This window comes from Streptococcus sp. 10824, assembly GCF_013276595.1.
GTDB lineage: Bacteria > Bacillota > Bacilli > Lactobacillales > Streptococcaceae > Streptococcus > Streptococcus pseudopneumoniae.
This window is the reverse complement of record NZ_VMLH01000003.1, coordinates 31,579-48,908: the sequence shown is the minus strand read 5'-3', so window position 1 is coordinate 48,908 and position 17,330 is coordinate 31,579. Positions and strand designations below refer to the sequence as shown.

The 17,330-nt window shown below is 41.7% G+C and carries 14 protein-coding genes and 1 tRNA gene; all 15 read left to right on the top strand.

Going from position 1 to position 17,330, the window contains the following annotated elements; translation table 11 throughout:
* Positions 1-216: 216 nt before the first annotated feature.
* The 15 genes from HT701_RS00545 (at position 217) to smc (ending at position 17,199) form a co-directional block, all read left to right on the top strand.
* Positions 217-1,260, top strand: coding sequence for a TIGR00341 family protein (locus tag HT701_RS00545; RefSeq protein WP_007284808.1), 1,044 nt, complete (start codon positions 217-219; stop codon positions 1,258-1,260).
* A 165-nt stretch (positions 1,261-1,425) separates the two neighbouring features.
* Positions 1,426-3,513, top strand: a complete 2,088-nt coding sequence (gene topA, locus HT701_RS00540) for a type I DNA topoisomerase (RefSeq protein ID WP_000179656.1) — start codon at positions 1,426-1,428, stop codon at positions 3,511-3,513.
* Positions 3,514-3,618: 105 nt separating this feature from the next.
* Positions 3,619-3,978, top strand: a complete 360-nt coding sequence (locus tag HT701_RS00535) for a YbaN family protein (protein ID WP_023936524.1) — start codon at positions 3,619-3,621, stop codon at positions 3,976-3,978.
* Between the two features lie 92 nt (positions 3,979-4,070).
* Entirely contained in the window at positions 4,071-4,703 is a 633-nt protein-coding gene (locus HT701_RS00530; protein WP_138705556.1) for a copper homeostasis protein CutC, read from the top strand.
* Between the two features lie 43 nt (positions 4,704-4,746).
* Positions 4,747-5,403 carry an MmcQ/YjbR family DNA-binding protein gene (locus HT701_RS00525; RefSeq protein ID WP_023936522.1) on the top strand — a complete coding sequence of 219 codons (657 nt, stop codon included), beginning with the start codon at positions 4,747-4,749 and terminating at the stop codon, positions 5,401-5,403.
* Between the two features lie 314 nt (positions 5,404-5,717).
* Entirely contained in the window at positions 5,718-7,280 is a 1,563-nt protein-coding gene (locus tag HT701_RS00520) for a 2-isopropylmalate synthase (protein ID WP_172931081.1), read from the top strand.
* A gap of 11 nt (positions 7,281-7,291) precedes the next feature.
* On the top strand, positions 7,292-8,329 hold the full coding sequence (gene leuB, locus HT701_RS00515) for a 3-isopropylmalate dehydrogenase (protein WP_172931080.1): 1,038 nt from the start codon (positions 7,292-7,294) through the stop codon (positions 8,327-8,329).
* Positions 8,326-8,595, top strand: a complete 270-nt coding sequence (locus HT701_RS00510) for a DUF1294 domain-containing protein (RefSeq protein WP_033680381.1) — start codon at positions 8,326-8,328, stop codon at positions 8,593-8,595. Before leuB ends, HT701_RS00510 begins: the two co-directional genes overlap by 4 nt.
* Positions 8,596-8,598: 3 nt before the next feature.
* Positions 8,599-9,981, top strand: a complete 1,383-nt coding sequence (leuC, locus tag HT701_RS00505) for a 3-isopropylmalate dehydratase large subunit (RefSeq protein ID WP_055356790.1) — start codon at positions 8,599-8,601, stop codon at positions 9,979-9,981.
* A gap of 9 nt (positions 9,982-9,990) precedes the next feature.
* Positions 9,991-10,584, top strand: coding sequence for a 3-isopropylmalate dehydratase small subunit (gene leuD / locus HT701_RS00500; RefSeq protein ID WP_172931079.1), 594 nt, complete (start codon positions 9,991-9,993; stop codon positions 10,582-10,584).
* Between the two features lie 27 nt (positions 10,585-10,611).
* On the top strand, positions 10,612-11,391 hold the full coding sequence (locus HT701_RS00495; protein ID WP_000160496.1) for a Sua5/YciO/YrdC/YwlC family protein: 780 nt from the start codon (positions 10,612-10,614) through the stop codon (positions 11,389-11,391).
* Positions 11,392-11,592: 201 nt separating this feature from the next.
* Positions 11,593-12,579 (top strand): GMP reductase, encoded by a 987-nt coding sequence (locus HT701_RS00490; protein ID WP_000931164.1) that lies wholly within the window; start codon positions 11,593-11,595, stop codon positions 12,577-12,579.
* A 66-nt stretch (positions 12,580-12,645) separates the two neighbouring features.
* Positions 12,646-12,717, top strand: a tRNA-Arg gene (locus HT701_RS00485).
* A 253-nt stretch (positions 12,718-12,970) separates the two neighbouring features.
* Positions 12,971-13,669 carry a ribonuclease III gene (gene rnc, locus HT701_RS00480; RefSeq protein ID WP_000661480.1) on the top strand — a complete coding sequence of 233 codons (699 nt, stop codon included), beginning with the start codon at positions 12,971-12,973 and terminating at the stop codon, positions 13,667-13,669.
* Positions 13,660-17,199: a chromosome segregation protein SMC gene (smc, locus tag HT701_RS00475; protein WP_166728201.1), complete on the top strand. Its 3,540-nt coding sequence runs from the start codon at positions 13,660-13,662 to the stop codon at positions 17,197-17,199. Before rnc ends, smc begins: the two co-directional genes overlap by 10 nt.
* Positions 17,200-17,330 lie beyond the last annotated feature (131 nt).

Genomic DNA, 17,330 nt, shown 5'->3' with positions numbered 1-17,330 from the left:
TAAGAAATTTTTCAGTTACATTGAATGATTTATACTCAATGAAAATCAAAGAGCAAACTAGGAAGCTAGCCGCAGGTTGCTCAAAGCACTGCTTTGAGGTTGTAGATAAGACTGACGAAGTCAGTTACATATATCTACGGCAAGGTGAAGCTGACGTGGCTTGAAGAGATTTTCGAAGAGTATTAGCGACTAGTTAGCTGGGAAAGGAAGATATTTGTGACAAATAATAAACTGTATTCGTTGATAGAATTTAGAAATAAAATATATGAAGAATTAGAACTTTCCAGAAGTGATTTAGCGATTTTACTATGTGCCATGCTTATCGCCTCTATCGGATTAAATATGGATTCGACTCCCGTGATTATTGGAGCCATGTTAATCTCTCCTTTGATGACACCTATTCTGGGGGTGGGGCTCTCTCTAGCTATATTTGATTTTAAATTGTTAAGAAAATCTTTTAAAATATTAGCTATTCAAATTCTTGCCAGTTTAATAGCTTCAACACTTTATTTTTATCTTTCTCCTATTTCGTATGCTAGTTCGGAGATTGTTGCTAGAACCTCTCCGACTATTTGGGATGTTCTCATTGCTTTTGTAGGAGGGATAGCAGGTATTATTGGTGCTAGGAAAAAAGAGACCAATAATATTGTTCCTGGTGTTGCTATTGCAACCGCCTTGATGCCTCCTCTTTGTACAGTAGGTTATGCTATTGCTTCTGCTAATCTAAAATTTATCATAGGCTCCTCTTACCTATTCCTCATCAATTGTAGCTTTATTGTCATTGCGACTTATATAGGTGTTAGGTTGATGATGGTTAAGAAACATTATTTTAAAGATAATGAAGAAGACTCTAAAATGCGCAGGATTTTGCTTCTAGTTGCTGTTTTGCTGATGATTCCGAGTTTTATCTCTGCAACGACTTTAGTGAGAGAAACGTTGAAAAAAGAGTCCCTTAAGAAATTTATATCAGAGCAATTTCAGGGGCATAATATTTTGAAAAAAATCTATTCTAAAAAGACTCATACCCTAAAGCTAACCATTTCAGGAAATTATTTGACAGAAGAAGAACTCGATATGATTTCAAGTAAGAGAGGTGACTATGGTTTAAGTGATGTTTCTGTTCAAGTTTCCCAATTGTCTGATTCAGAACAACTTAGTAAGGAAGAACTGGTAGAATATTTCTTCCAGTATATCAAGGATAAGGAAGCAAAAGAAAAGGAAAAAGCCAATAAATTTGATACAGAGTCTGAGGAACAATAATTTCTTGAGAATAGCTGGTTTTTCTCGTGAGTCTTCTATGTATATCAAAGGAAGACTGAAGTCTTAAGTATAAACTTTTCTTCTATTATAGTAGCTAAGTCTTGACAGGGTTCAAAAAATGGTTTACACTTTATAAAGTTTATTACTTTGAAAAGGTGTGATACTGTGGCTACGGCAACAAAAAAGAAAAAATCAACAGTTAAAAAAAATCTAGTAATCGTGGAGTCGCCTGCTAAGGCCAAGACGATTGAAAAATATCTAGGCAGGAACTACAAGGTTTTAGCCAGTGTCGGGCATATCCGTGATTTGAAGAAATCCAGTATGTCCGTCGATATTGAAAATAATTATGAACCGCAATATATCAATATCCGAGGAAAAGGCCCTCTTATCAATGACTTGAAAAAAGAAGCTAAAAAAGCTAATAAAGTTTTTCTCGCGAGTGACCCGGACCGTGAAGGAGAAGCGATTTCTTGGCATTTGGCCCATATTCTCAACTTGGATGAAAATGATGCTAACCGTGTGGTCTTCAATGAAATCACCAAAGATGCTGTCAAAAATGCTTTTAAAGAACCTCGTAAGATTGATATGGACTTGGTCGATGCCCAACAGGCTCGTCGTGTCCTAGACCGCTTGGTAGGCTATTCGATTTCGCCTATTTTGTGGAAGAAGGTCAAGAAGGGCTTGTCAGCAGGTCGCGTTCAGTCTATTGCGCTTAAACTCATCATTGATCGTGAGAATGAAATCAATGCCTTCCAGCCAGAAGAATACTGGACAATTGATGCTGTCTTTAAAAAGGGAACCAAGCAATTTCAGGCTTCCTTCTATGGAGTAGACGGCAAAAAGTTGAAACTGACTAGCAATGATGAGGTCAAGGAAGTCTTGTCTCGTCTGACTAGCAAAGATTTTTCAGTGGATCAGGTAGATAAGAAAGAGCGCAAGCGCAATGCTCCATTACCCTATACCACTTCATCTATGCAGATGGATGCTGCCAATAAAATTAACTTCCGTACTCGAAAAACCATGATGGTTGCCCAACAGCTCTATGAAGGGATCAATATCGGTTCTGGTGTGCAAGGTTTGATTACCTATATGCGTACTGATTCGACTCGTATCAGTCCAGTGGCACAGAACGAAGCAGCAAGTTTCATTACAGACCGTTTTGGTAGCAAGTATTCTAAGCATGGTAGCAAGGTCAAAAATGCATCAGGTGCTCAGGATGCCCATGAGGCTATTCGTCCGTCAAGTGTCTTTAACACACCGGAAAGTATTGCTAAGTATCTGGATAAGGATCAGCTCAAGCTTTATACTCTTATTTGGAATCGTTTTGTAGCGAGTCAGATGACAGCTGCTGTCTTTGATACCATGGCTGTTAAATTGTCGCAAAATGGTGTTCAATTTGCTGCTAATGGTAGTCAGGTTAAGTTTGATGGTTATCTTGCCATTTATAATGATTCTGACAAGAATAAAATGTTACCAGATATGGCTGTTGGAGATGTGGTTAAGCAGGTGAATAGCAAACCAGAGCAACATTTCACTCAACCGCCTGCTCGTTATTCTGAAGCGACATTGATTAAGACCTTGGAGGAAAATGGTGTTGGACGTCCGTCAACCTACGCACCGACCATTGAAACTATTCAGAAACGTTATTATGTTCGCCTTGCAGCCAAACGCTTTGAACCGACAGAGTTGGGAGAAATTGTTAACAAGCTCATCGTTGAATATTTCCCAGATATCGTAAACGTGACCTTCACAGCTGAAATGGAAGGCAAGCTGGATGATGTCGAAGTCGGAAAAGAGCAGTGGCAACGTGTTATTGATGCCTTTTACAAACCATTCTCTAAAGAAGTGGCCAAGGCTGAAGAAGAAATGGAAAAAATCCAGATTAAGGATGAACCAGCTGGATTTGACTGTGAAGTGTGTGGCAGTCCAATGGTCATTAAACTTGGTCGATTTGGTAAGTTCTACGCTTGTAGCAATTTCCCAGATTGCCGCCATACCCAAGCAATTGTGAAAGAGATTGGTGTTGAGTGTCCAAGTTGTCATCAGGGACAAATCATTGAGCGTAAAACCAAACGCAATCGCCTTTTCTATGGTTGCAATCGCTATCCAGAATGTGAATTTACCTCTTGGGACAAGCCTGTTGGTCGTGACTGTCCAAAATGTGGAAACTTCCTCATGGAGAAAAAAGTCCGTGGTGGTGGCAAGCAGGTTGTTTGTAGCAAGGGTGACTACGAAGAAGAAAAGATTAAATAAGAAGAGAGTCCTGAAAGTGAATTTCAGGCTCTTTTTGGTTAGAACTTGACAAAATTCATCATTGTATGCGAAACTAGAAGAAGATTATTTTAATTAGGAGTAGTTATGCGTCTTATCTATCTGATAATTGGTTTTTTATCACTGGCCTTGGCAATTGTTGGGGTTGTTTTACCCTTGTTGCCTACAACGCCTTTTCTTTTGTTGTCTATTGCTTGTTTCTCCAGAAGTTCCAAGCGCTTCGAAGATTGGTTGTATCATACCAAGCTCTATCAAGCATATGTTGCTGATTTTCGCGAGACTAAGTCTATTGCGCGTGAACGTAAAAAAGAGATTATTGTCTCTATCTACATCTTGATGGGAATTTCCATTTATTTTGCACCTCTTTTACCTGTCAAAATCGGTCTGGGAGCCTTGACCATCTTTATCACCTATTATCTCTTTAAGGTTATTCCAGACAAAGAATAGTTAAAATAGTAGTTATTTGCCTTGATAAAAATAAAAACATATTCACAACAATATGATATAATAAATTCAAAGTAATATTCAAGGAGAATCAAATGATTTACGAATTTTGTGCTGAAAATGTGACCTTGCTTGAAAAAGCGATGGAGGCTGGAGCTCGTCGAATCGAACTCTGTGATAATCTTGCAGTTGGTGGGACAACACCCAGCTATGGAGTGACTAAGGCAGCAGTTGAACTGGCAGCTAACTACAATACAACCATCATGACCATGATTCGTCCACGTGGTGGTGACTTTGTCTATAATGACTTAGAAATTGCTATTATGCTAGAAGACATTCGGTTGATTGCTCAGGCTGGAAGTCAAGGGGTTGTTTTTGGGGCTTTAACTGCTGATAAGAAGTTGGATAAGACTAATCTGGAGAAGTTGATAGCTGCATCAAAAGGAATGGAAATTGTCTTTCATATGGCCTTTGATGAATTGAGCGAAGAAGACCAACTGGAAGCCATTGACTGGCTCAGCCAAGCAGGTGTCACTCGTATCCTGACTCGTTCTGGTGTGTCTGGCGATTCACTAGAGAAACGTTTTGCTCACTATCACAGAATTTTGGAACATGCTAAAGGTAAAATTGAAATTCTACCAGGTGGAGGGATTGACCTTGACAACCGTCAAACCTTTATTGACCAGCTGGGGATAACACAATTGCATGGAACCAAGGTTGTCTTTTAAAAAATAGAAAGGAACTGCTAGCTTTTGATAGCAGTTTTCACTTATGTTTGAAATTTTTAAATCCTATCAATTTAATAAAGAAAAGGCTCATGCTTATGGTTTTGTAGAAAATAGTGGAGTCTGGACCTATAGTTGCCAGATTTTGCAGGGTGACTTTGTCATGACTGTGTCCATTACTGCTGATAATGTGAACTTTCAGGTCTTTGACCAGGAAACCGGTGACCTCTATCCTCAAGTTCATATGGAAAGTATGCGTGGGAGTTTTGTAGGAAGTGTCCGTGAGGCTTGTTTGGAGATTCTTTACCAGATTCGGAAGGCTTGTTTTGATGTGCAAGATTTTATCTTTCCTCAGACTAAGCGTATCATGGTTCAGGTTCAGGAAAAGTATGGAAACCAGTTGGAGTATCTGTGGGAGAAATCGCCTGATACGGCAGTATTAAGACATGAAGGAAATCAAAAGTGGTATGCCGTCTTGATGAAAATCTCTTGGGATAAGCTGGAAAAGGGCAGAGAAGGACAAGTGGAAGCAGTCAATCTCAAACATGATCAAGTAGTGGACCTGCTTTCACAAAAGGGCATTTATCCAGCTTTTCATATGAACAAACGCTACTGGATTAGTGTGGCGCTTGATGATACGTTGTCAGATGAAATGGTACTGGAATTGATAGAAAAAAGTTGGAACTTAACCTCTAAAAAATGAAACATTTCAAGGATTTTCAAGAACTTTCAATTAGCTAAATATTCTCTACTGAAGAAATTTTCAGAAAATATTTGATTTTTTCTTGACAAGTGCTTTTGCCTATGCTAAAATACTTAACAAGATATCAAACGAAGGAGAAAGTCAAACATGAAAACAGCTAAGTTTAATCAATTCGCTTTGTTGTTGAGGTACTCGGGCTAGTGCAAAAAGCATTAGTCCTGTTTGGCTTACCAAGCGGGAGTAAATCAACATCTCGCTTGGGTTTCTGAGCGAGATGTTTTTTTTAAAATCACATTTGGAAAAGGGGAAATCTTATGCGAACAGTTGAATTTCTAGATACCAGCCTTCGGGATGGAGAGCAGACACCCGGTGTTAACTTTTCAATCAAAGAAAAAATTGCCATAGCAAGGCAGCTTGAGAAATGGGGTATTTCAGCCATTGAAGCTGGTTTTCCGGCGGCGAGTCCTGATTCATTCACAGCAGTGCAGGAGATTGCTAAGGCCTTGAAGAAAACGGCGGTAACTGGTCTGGCCCGCTCTGTCAAGTCTGATATTGATGCTTGTTACGAGGCCCTAAAGGACGCCAAGTATCCACAAGTTCACGTCTTTATCGCTACCAGTCCCATTCATCGTAAGTATAAGCTCAATAAGAGCAAGGAAGAGATTTTGGAAGCTATTAAGGAGCATGTTTCTTATGCCCGTTCTAAGTTTGAAGTGGTCGAATTCTCTCCTGAGGATGCGACTAGAACAGAGTTGGATTTCCTCTTACAAGTTGTTCAAACAGCGGTTGATGCAGGGGCGTCTTATATCAATATCCCTGATACGGTTGGATTTACCACGCCAGAGGAGTACGGTGCTATCTTCAAATACTTGATTGAGAATGTCAAGACGGATCGTCAGATTATCTATTCGCCTCACTGCCACGATGACCTTGGAATGGCAGTGGCAAATAGCCTTGCTGCCGTCAAGAATGGGGCAGAACGTGTTGAAGGAACCATCAATGGTATTGGTGAGAGAGCTGGAAATGCTTCTTTGGAAGAAATAGCAGTTACTCTCAATATTCGCCAAGATTACTACCAAGCAGAAACCAGTATTGTCCTAAATGAGACCATCAATACGTCAGAAATGGTTTCTCGCTTCTCAGGAATTCCAGTTCCTAAAAACAAGGCTGTGGTTGGTGGTAATGCTTTTTCTCATGAATCTGGTATTCACCAAGATGGAGTTCTTAAAAATCCTCTCACTTATGAGATTATCACCCCTGAATTGGTTGGTGTTAAGAGTAATAGTCTTCCGCTTGGAAAATTGTCTGGTCGCCATGCCTTCGTTGAGAAGCTGATAGAACTAGCCCTAGATTTTACAGAAGAGGATATCAAACCACTCTTTGCTAAGTTCAAGGCACTGGCCGACAAGAAACAAGAAATCACAGATGCAGATATTCGTGCGCTGGTAGCTGGAACCATGGTTGAAAATCCAGAAGGCTTCCATTTTGATGATTTACAACTTCAAACCCATGCAGATAATGACATTGAAGCGCTCGTTAGCCTAGCCAATATGGATGGTGAGAAGGTCGAATTTAATGCGACAGGTCAAGGTTCCGTTGAAGCGATCTTTAACGCTATCGACAAGTTCTTTAACCAATCCGTTCGCTTGGTGTCCTATACCATTGATGCGGTAACGGATGGAATCGATGCCCAAGCTCGGGTTTTGGTCACTGTTGAAAACAGAGATACAGAGACCATATTTAACGCAGCAGGTCTTGATTTCGATGTGTTGAAGGCTTCGGCTATTGCCTATATAAACGCTAATACCTTTGTTCAAAAAGAGAATGCTGGTGAGATGGGACGCAGTGTTTCTTACCGCGACATGCCGAGTGTGTAAAGGAGAATGCTATGACAAATAAAATAGTAGTTCTAGCAGGGGACGGAATTGGCCCAGAAATCATGGAGGCTGGTTTAGAAGTCCTGGAGGCTCTAGCTGAAAAAACAGATTTTGACTATGAGGTTGACAGACGACCCTTCGGAGGTGCAGGTATTGATGCAGCAGGGCATCCTTTACCTGATGAAACCCTCAATGTATGTCGTGAAGCAGATGCCATTCTCCTAGCGGCTATCGGTAGTCCTCAGTATGATGGAGCAGTGGTTCGGCCTGAACAAGGCTTGCTAACTCTCCGTAAGGAACTCAATCTTTACGCTAATATTCGCCCTGTAAAAATCTTTGACAGTCTTAAGCATTTGTCACCACTAAAACCGGAACGAATTGCTGGTGTAGACTTTGTCGTGGTGCGTGAGTTGACAGGCGGGATTTACTTTGGAGATCATATCCTTGAAGAGCGTAAAGCGCGTGATATTAACGACTATAGCTATGAGGAAGTAGAGCGAATTATTCGCAAAGCCTTTGAAATCGCAAGAAATCGCAGAAAAATCGTTACTAGTATCGATAAGCAAAATGTTCTAGCGACCTCAAAACTCTGGCGGAAAGTAGCTGAGGAAGTCGCGCAGGATTTCCCAGATGTGACCTTGGAACACCAGTTAGTCGACTCAGCTGCCATGCTTATGATTACTAATCCTGCCAAGTTTGATGTCATCGTGACGGAGAATCTTTTCGGAGATATTCTATCTGATGAATCAAGCGTTCTATCTGGCACACTTGGGGTTATGCCATCAGCCAGTCATTCTGAAAATGGCCCAAGTCTCTATGAGCCCATTCACGGTTCAGCGCCTGATATTGCAGGTCAAGGAATTGCTAATCCTATCTCCATGATTTTATCAGTGGCCATGATGTTGAGAGACAGTTTTGGACGTTATAAGGATGCAGAGCGTATTGAGCGTGCTGTTGAAGCTAGTTTAGCGGCTGGCGTTTTAACGAGAGATATAGGTGGACAGGCTTCGACCAAGGAAATGACAGAAGCTATTATTGCAAGGTTATGAAGTTAGACGAAAAAATTACTCTAGTCCTTTTGATTTGGAATGTCATGGTTTTCTTGATTTATGGTATTGACAAATCTAAGGCGAGGAGAAGAGCTTGGCGCATCCCTGAGAAAATCTTACTCATTTTAGCCTTTACTTGTGGTGGTTTTGGTGCTTGGCTAGCAGGAATCATCTTTCACCACAAGACTCGAAAATGGTACTTTAAAACAGTTTGGTTTCTTGGGATGGTGACTACACTAGTAGCCTTATATGTTATTTGGAGGTAATAGATGGCAGGAAAATCGATTTTTGATAAATTATGGGACCGTCATGTCATCACAGGAGAAGAGGGGCAGCCCCAACTCATGTATGTGGATCAGCACTATATTCATGAAGTGACCAGCCCTCAGGCTTTTCAAGGTTTGCGAGATGCAGGGCGCAGATTGAGACGACCAGACTTGACATTTGGAACATTTGACCACAATGTCCCGACGGTCAATATCTACGATATTCGAGATGTGATTTCTAAGGCTCAAATTGATAAGCTGGCTGAAAATGTTGAGGAGTTTGGGATTGAACATGCGGCCCATGGTTCTGAAAAACAAGGAATTGTTCACATGGTTGGTCCAGAAACAGGACGAACCCAACCAGGGAAATTCATCGTCTGTGGAGATAGCCACACAGCAACCCACGGGGCTTTCGGAGCTATCGCCTTTGGGATTGGGACCAGTGAGGTCGAACATGTCTTTGCGACACAGACCCTCTGGCAGGTCAAACCCAAGAAAATGCTGGTGGAATTTACAGGTGTTCCTCAAAAAGGAGTTTATTCCAAGGATTACATTTTAGCCTTGATTGCCAAGTACGGTGTTGCTTGCGGCGTTGGCTACGTGGTGGAATATCGTGGACAGGCGATTGATGCACTGAGCATGGAAGAGCGAATGACCATCTGCAATATGTCCATCGAGTTTGGATCCAAGATGGGAATCATGAATCCGGATCAAACTACCTATGATTATCTCAAGGGACGAGAATGTGTTCCAGAGGACTTTGAAGAGGCTGTGGCGGATTGGAAAACAATTGTCAGTGATGATGATGCTGTTTATGATAAGGTTATCCAGATGGATGTTTCAGACTTGGCTCCTATGGTGACCTGGGGAACCAACCCTGCTATGGGGGTTGACTTTGACAGTAGCTTCCCAGAAATTAAGGATATGAATGATGAGCGCGCCTACAATTACATGGATTTGGAGCCTGGTCAAAAGCCAGCAGATATTGAACTGGGCTATATCTTTATAGGTTCATGTACTAATGCTCGTCTCAGCGACTTGCAACTGGCTGCGCGATTTGTCAAAGGAAAGAAAATTGCTCCTAATCTAACAGCTATCGTGGTTCCAGGCTCTCGTCCTGTGAAACGAGCTGCTGAGAAGTTGGGCTTGGATAAAGTTTTCTTAGATGCTGGCTTTGAGTGGAGAGACCCAGGTTGCTCCATGTGCCTAGGGATGAATCCGGACAAGGTTCCTGGTGGTGTCCACTGCGCCTCAACCAGCAATCGTAACTTTGAAGATAGACAAGGCTTTGGTGCTAAGACCCATCTATGCAGTCCAGCCATGGCAGCAGCAGCAGCTATTGCAGGGCGCTTCGTAGATGTTCGGCAAATGCCAGAAGCCCAGTAAGGAGAGGATATGGAGAAATTTACAGTTTATACGGGAACGACCGTTCCTCTCATGAATGATAACATCGACACCGACCAAATTCTACCCAAGCAGTTTCTCAAGCTGATTGATAAAAAAGGCTTTGGTAAGTACCTCATGTATGCTTGGCGTTATCTGGATGACAAGTATACTGAAGATCCAGACTTTGTCTTTAACCGACCTGAATATCGGAAAGCTAGTATTCTTATCTCAGGGGATAACTTTGGGGCAGGGTCTTCGAGGGAACATGCAGCTTGGGCTCTAGCGGACTATGGTTTTAAGGTCGTGATTGCAGGGTCTTTTGGGGACATTCATTACAATAATGAACTCAATAATAGCATGTTACCTATTGTTCAGCCTAGAGAGGTTAGAGAGAAACTAGCCCAGCTACAACCAAGTGACCAGGTAACTGTGGACTTGGAACAACAGAAAATCATCTCACCAATTGGAGAATTCACTTTCGAAATCGATAGTGAGTGGAAACACAAGCTCTTAAATGGTTTGGATGATATTGGTATTACCTTGCAGTATGAAGATTTGATTGCTGCCTATGAAAAACAACGACCAGCCTACTGGCAGGACTAGAAGAAAAATAGAAAAGGAAATAGAACTATGACAAAACACATTCAATGGAAGGGAACACTTTCACAAGAAGGCTATGACATTTTAAAAGGTGAGGGCGGATGTATCGTTTGCCCTACTAAAGTTGGTTATATCATCATGACTAGTGACAAGGCTGGTCTTGAACGTAAGTTTGAAGCTAAAGAACGTAACCGTAACAAACCAGGTGTTGTTCTCTGCGGTAGCATGGATGAGCTTCGTGCTTTAGCACAACTTAACCCAGAAATTGAAGCCTTCTACCAAAAACATTGGGATGAAGATATTCTTCTTGGTTGTATCCTTCCTTGGAAACCAGAAGCCTTTGAAAAACTCAAAGCGTATGGGGATGGCCGTGAAGAGCTGATGACTGACGTGCGTGGTACTAGCTGTTTTGTTATCAAATTCGGGAAAGCTGGTGAACAATTGGCTGCCAAGCTTTGGGAAGAAGGCAAGATGGTATATGCCTCATCAGCTAACCCATCTGGAAAAGGAAACCGCGGTAAGGTGGAAGGTATCGGAGAACGAATCGAAGGAGCAGTGGACCTTGTCATTGAAGCAGACGACTATGTGGCATCTATCCAACCTGACAAAACGATTGAAACACGCTATGAGCAAGGTGTGATGGTCTCTATGGTCGATAAAGACGGTAAACTCATCCCAGAACAAGGAGGAGCACGCTCAACTTCACCAGCTCCAGTTGTGATCCGCAAAGGACTTGACATTGATAAAATCATGATGCACCTGTCAGATACCTTTAACTCATGGGACTACCGTCAGGGCGAGTATTATTAGAATGTAGAAGAAGTGGGGAGAAAATAATTTCCCCTCTTTCTTTTATTTTTAACACAAGCAAAACCCGAACAATATATTTTAATTCATAAAATAATTTGACAAAAACTGTACTTTAGTTTATAATAAATTAAGGAAACGTCGGAAAAGGCGTAGTGATGCGAGAGCATAGGTAGGTCATTACAAAAGAAACGAGACATCGATATGTTAAATGAATTTCCAATTTTTGATTACGAAGATATTCAATTGATTCCAAATAAATGTGTCATTAAAAGCCGTGCAGAAGCGGATACAAGTGTCACTTTAGGAAATCACACCTTTAAACTACCTGTTGTGCCAGCGAATATGCAGACGATTTTGGATGAAAATGTAGCAGAGCAACTGGCTAAAGGTGGTTACTTCTACATTATGCACCGTTTTGATGAGGCAGGACGCATTCCTTTTATTAAACGCATGCACGATCAAGGACTCATTGCTTCTATCTCTGTCGGTGTTAAGGACTATGAGTATGATTTTGTTAGCCAGCTCAAGGCTGATGCTCCTGAGTATATCACTATTGATATTGCTCATGGTCATGCGGATAGCGTGATTTCTATGATTCAACACATCAAGAAAGAATTGCCAGATACCTTTGTCATTGCTGGAAATGTGGGAACACCAGAAGCTGTGCGTGAATTGGAAAATGCTGGTGCGGATGCGACTAAGGTCGGAATTGGTCCTGGTAAGGTTTGTATAACCAAGGTCAAGACAGGTTTTGGTACAGGTGGTTGGCAGTTGGCTGCTCTCCGTTGGTGTGCCAAGGCTGCGCGTAAACCGATTATCGCTGATGGAGGAATTCGTACTCACGGTGATATTGCCAAGTCTATCCGATTCGGTGCCAGCATGGTCATGATTGGTTCCCTCTTTGCAGGACACATCGAAAGTCCAGGGAAAACGATTGAAGTCGATGGTGAACAGTTCAAAGAATATTACGGTTCAGCCTCACAATATCAAAAGGGTGCTTACAAAAATGTGGAAGGAAAACGCATCTTACTTCCTGCCAAAGGTCATCTGCAAGACACTTTAACTGAGATGGAACAAGACCTTCAAAGTGCTATTTCTTATGCAGGTGGACGTCAGGTTGCTGACCTTAAACACGTTGATTATGTTATCGTGAAAAACTCAATCTGGAATGGGGATGCTTCCCACTAAGACGAGCTATCCGTCTAGAAAAAAACTTGTTATTAGAGCAAATTTTTGTTATAATAAAACAAGTTTCCACCCTTAGTGTAATGGATATCACGTAAGATTCCGGTTCTTGAGATGGGGGTTCGATTCCCTCAGGGTGGATGTAAATAGCTTAAGAAAGCCTTTAATAGGGCTTTTTTCTTTATCCTGACCCAAATTTGCCCTTAATACTCTTCGAAAATNNTGAGCAACCTGCGGCTAGCCTCCTAGTTTGCTCTTTGATTTTCATTGAGTATAAAACTGAAAATCTCTGTCTAAAGAATGCCCAAATCCCCTTCAGTCCCGTTTTAGAGTGACTCAGGAGGCTTTTTTTGATATAATAAAAAGGACTGTTATCAGTTAGAAAGAGGTTGGTATGAAAGAATTACAAACTGTACTAAAGAACCATTTTGCAATCGAATTTGCAGACAAAAAGTTACTGGAGACTGCCTTTACTCATACGAGTTATGCCAATGAGCACCGCCTCTTAAAAATTTCACACAATGAACGCTTGGAATTTTTAGGAGACGCTGTTCTACAGTTATTGATTTCAGAATATCTGTATAAAAAATATCCTAAAAAGCCCGAAGGAGATTTGTCCAAACTCCGTGCCATGATTGTTCGCGAGGAGAGTTTGGCTGGTTTTGCGCGTGATTGCCAGTTTGATCAGTTTATCAAGCTGGGTAAGGGGGAAGAAAAATCTGGTGGTCGCAATCGTGACACCATTCTTGGGGATGCCTTTGAAGCCTTTCTTGGCGCCCTCCTTTTGGACAAGGATGTGGCCAAGGTCAAGGAATTTATCTATCAAGTCATGATTCCCAAGGTTGAAGCAGGTGAGTTTGAGATGATTACAGATTACAAAACCCATCTCCAAGAGTTACTTCAGGTCAATGGCGATGTCGCTATTCGTTATCAGGTGATTTCTGAAACGGGTCCTGCCCATGATAAGGTCTTTGATGTAGAGGTTCTTGTTGAAGGTAAGAGTATCGGTCAAGGTCAAGGTCGTTCTAAGAAACTAGCAGAGCAGGAAGCTGCTAAAAATGCCGTTGAGAAAGGTCTGGATTCATGTATTTAAAGGAAATCGAAATTCAGGGATTCAAGTCTTTTGCTGACAAGACCAAGGTCGTCTTTGACCAAGGTGTGACGGCAGTTGTTGGACCAAATGGATCTGGAAAGTCCAATATTACAGAAAGTCTGCGGTGGGCCTTGGGGGAGTCTAGTGTTAAGAGTCTACGTGGTGGCAAGATGCCGGATGTCATTTTTGCTGGAACTGAAAGTCGCAAACCTCTCAATTATGCTTCTGTAGTTGTGACTCTGGATAATAATGATGGATTTATCAAGGATGCGGGTCAAGAAATCAGAGTAGAACGCCATATCTATCGTAGTGGAGATAGCGAATACAAGATTGACGGAAAGAAAGTCCGTCTGCGTGATATTCATGACCTTTTCTTGGATACTGGATTGGGACGAGATTCCTTCTCCATCATTTCCCAAGGGAAGGTTGAGGAGATTTTTAATTCCAAGCCTGAAGAACGCAGAGCTATTTTTGAAGAAGCTGCAGGAGTTTTAAAATACAAGACTCGTAGAAAAGAGACTGAGAGCAAATTGCAACAAACTCAGGATAATCTAGACCGCTTAGAGGACATTATCTACGAGTTGGATAATCAAATCAAGCCTCTTGAGAAGCAAGCTGAAAATGCCCGTAAGTTTTTAGACTTGGAAGGTCAACGCAAGGCTATTTATTTAGACGTGCTGGTTGCTCAAATCAAGGAAAATAAGGCTGAACTAGACTTGACAGAAGAAGAGTTGGCTCAGGTTCAGGAATTATTGACGAGTTATTACCAAAAGCGTGAAAAATTAGAGGAAGAAAATCAAGCTCTTAAAAAGCAACGCCAAGATTTACAGGCTGAAATGGCCAAAGACCAAGGCAGTTTGATGGACTTGACCAGTCTGATTAGTGATTTAGAGAGAAAATTAGCCCTATCGAAATTAGAATCTGAGCAAGTAGCCCTCAATCAACAGGAAGCACAAGACCGTTTGGCTGCTTTGGAAGATAAGAGAAAATCACTCAGCCAAGAAAAATCTGATAAAGAAAGCTCTTTAGCCCTCTTGGAAGAAAATCTAATCCAAAATAATCAAAAACTCAATCGTTTAGAAGCTGAATTACTAGCTTTTTCAGATGATCCTGATCAGATGATTGAGCTCTTGCGTGAACGCTTTGTGGCGCTTTTACAAGAAGAAGCAGATGTCTCAAACCAGCTGACCCGTATCGAAAATGAGTTGGAAAATAGCCGTCAGCTTTCTCAAAAACAAGCAGATCAACTAGAAAAACTAAAAGAACAGTTGGCTACAGCTAAAGAGAAGGCTGGTCAGCAAAAAGAAGAGCTTGAAACTGCTAAGGAGCAGGTTCAAAAATTATTGGCTGACTATCAAGCTATTGCCAAGGAGCAAGAGGAGCAGAAATCTTCCTATCAAGCTCAACAAAGTCAACTATTTGACCGTCTGGATAATCTCAAAAACAAGCAGGCCAGAGCTCAAAGTTTGGAAAATATCCTTAGAAATCACAGTAACTTTTATGCAGGTGTTAAGACTGTTCTCCAAGAAAAAGTCCGCCTTGGTGGTATTATTGGTGCTGTTAGTGAGCACCTGACCTTTGATGTGCATTATCAAACTGCCTTGGAAATTGCGCTTGGAGCAAGCAGTCAGCACATCATTGTAGAAGATGAGAACGCGGCGACTAAGGCGATTGATTTCCTCAAACGAAACAGAGCCGGTCGTGCAACCTTCCTTCCGTTGACAACGATCAAGGCGCGTACGATTTCTAGTCAGAACCAAGGTGCTATCGCTGCAAGTCTGGGATTTCTGGGCATGGCAGATGAGTTGGTGACATTCGATACTAGACTGGAAGCTATTTTCAAGAATTTGCTAGCTACGACCGCTATTTTTGATACTGTAGAGCATGCGCGTGCAGCAGCTCGCCAGGTTCGTTATCAGGTTCGTATGGTGACTTTGGACGGTACAGAGTTGCGCACAGGTGGTTCTTACGCAGGTGGAGCTAATCGCCAGAATAATAGTATTTTTATCAAGCCAGAGCTGGAGCAATTACAAAAAGAAATTGCTGAAGAAGAAGCAAGCTTGCGTACAGAAGAGGTGAGTTTGAAGATCTTGCAAAATGAGATGACTGCATTGACAGAAAGATTAGAAGCTATCAAATCTCAAGGAGAGCAAGCTCGTATTCAGGAGCAAGGTTTGTACCTCGCCTATCAACAAACCAGTCAGCAAGTTGAAGAACTGGAAACTCTTTGGAAACTTCAAGAAGAGGAATTAGATCGTCTTTCTGACGGAGATTGGCAAGCAGATAAGGAAAAATGCCAAGAGCGCCTTGCTACCATTGCCAGTGACAAGAAAAATCTGGAAGCTGAGATTGAAGAAATTAAGTCTAATAAAAACGCCATCCAAGAACGCTATCAAAACTTGCAGGAAGAGCTAGCGCAAGCTCGCCTGCTTAAGACAGAACTGCAAGGGCAAAAACGTTATGAAGTGGCTGATATTGACCGTCTAGGCAAGGAATTGGATAATCTGAATATCGAACAAGAGGAAATCCAGCGCCTTCTTCAAGAAAAGGTTGACAATCTTGAGAAAGTTGATACAGAATTGCTCAGTCAACAGGCGGAAGAAGCCAAAATGCAGAAAACAAACCTCCAACAAGGTTTGATTCGTAAGCAGTTTGAATTAGATGATATTGAAGGTCAACTGGATGATATTGCTAGTCATTTGGACCAGGCTCGCCAGCAGAATGAAGAGTGGATTCGCAAGCAAACACGTGCTGAAGCTAAGAAAGAAAAGGTCAGCGAGTATTTGCGCCATTTACAAAGCCAATTAACAGACCAGTACCAGATTAGCTATACTGAAGCACTAGAAAAGGCACATGAATTGGAAAATCTCAATCTGGCAGAGCAAGAGGTGCAGGATTTAGAGAAGGCTATTCGCTCACTGGGTCCTGTCAATTTGGATGCTATTGAACAGTACGAAGAAGTTCACAGCCGTCTGGATTTCCTCAATAGCCAGCGAGATGATATTTTGTCAGCGAAAAACCTGCTCCTTGAGACCATCACAGAGATGAATGATGAGGTCAAGGAACGCTTTAAATCAACCTTTGAAGCGATTCGTGAGTCCTTTAAAGTGACCTTCAAGCAGATGTTTGGCGGAGGTCAGGCGGACCTTATTTTGACTGAGGGAGACTTGCTGACAGCTGGGGTTGAGATTTCAGTCCAACCACCAGGAAAGAAAATCCAGTCTCTTAATCTCATGAGTGGAGGGGAAAAAGCCCTATCGGCTCTTGCTTTGCTTTTTTCTATCATTCGAGTTAAGACTATCCCATTTGTCATCTTGGATGAGGTGGAAGCTGCGCTGGATGAAGCTAATGTTAAACGTTTCGGGGATTACCTCAATCGCTTTGACAAGGATAGTCAGTTCATCGTCGTAACCCACCGTAAGGGAACTATGGCGGCAGCCGATTCCATCTATGGAGTGACCATGCAAGAATCAGGTGTCTCAAAAATTGTTTCGGTTAAGTTAAAAGATTTAGAAAGTATTGAAGGATGACAATTAAACTAGTAGCAACAGAAATCAGAATAGGTAAATTGATACAATAGCATATAAAGAAAGCCTTGAAATTTAGCTGATTTCAGGGCTTTTTAACTGTCTATTGCTATCAGGGTAAAATCATTAGAGAT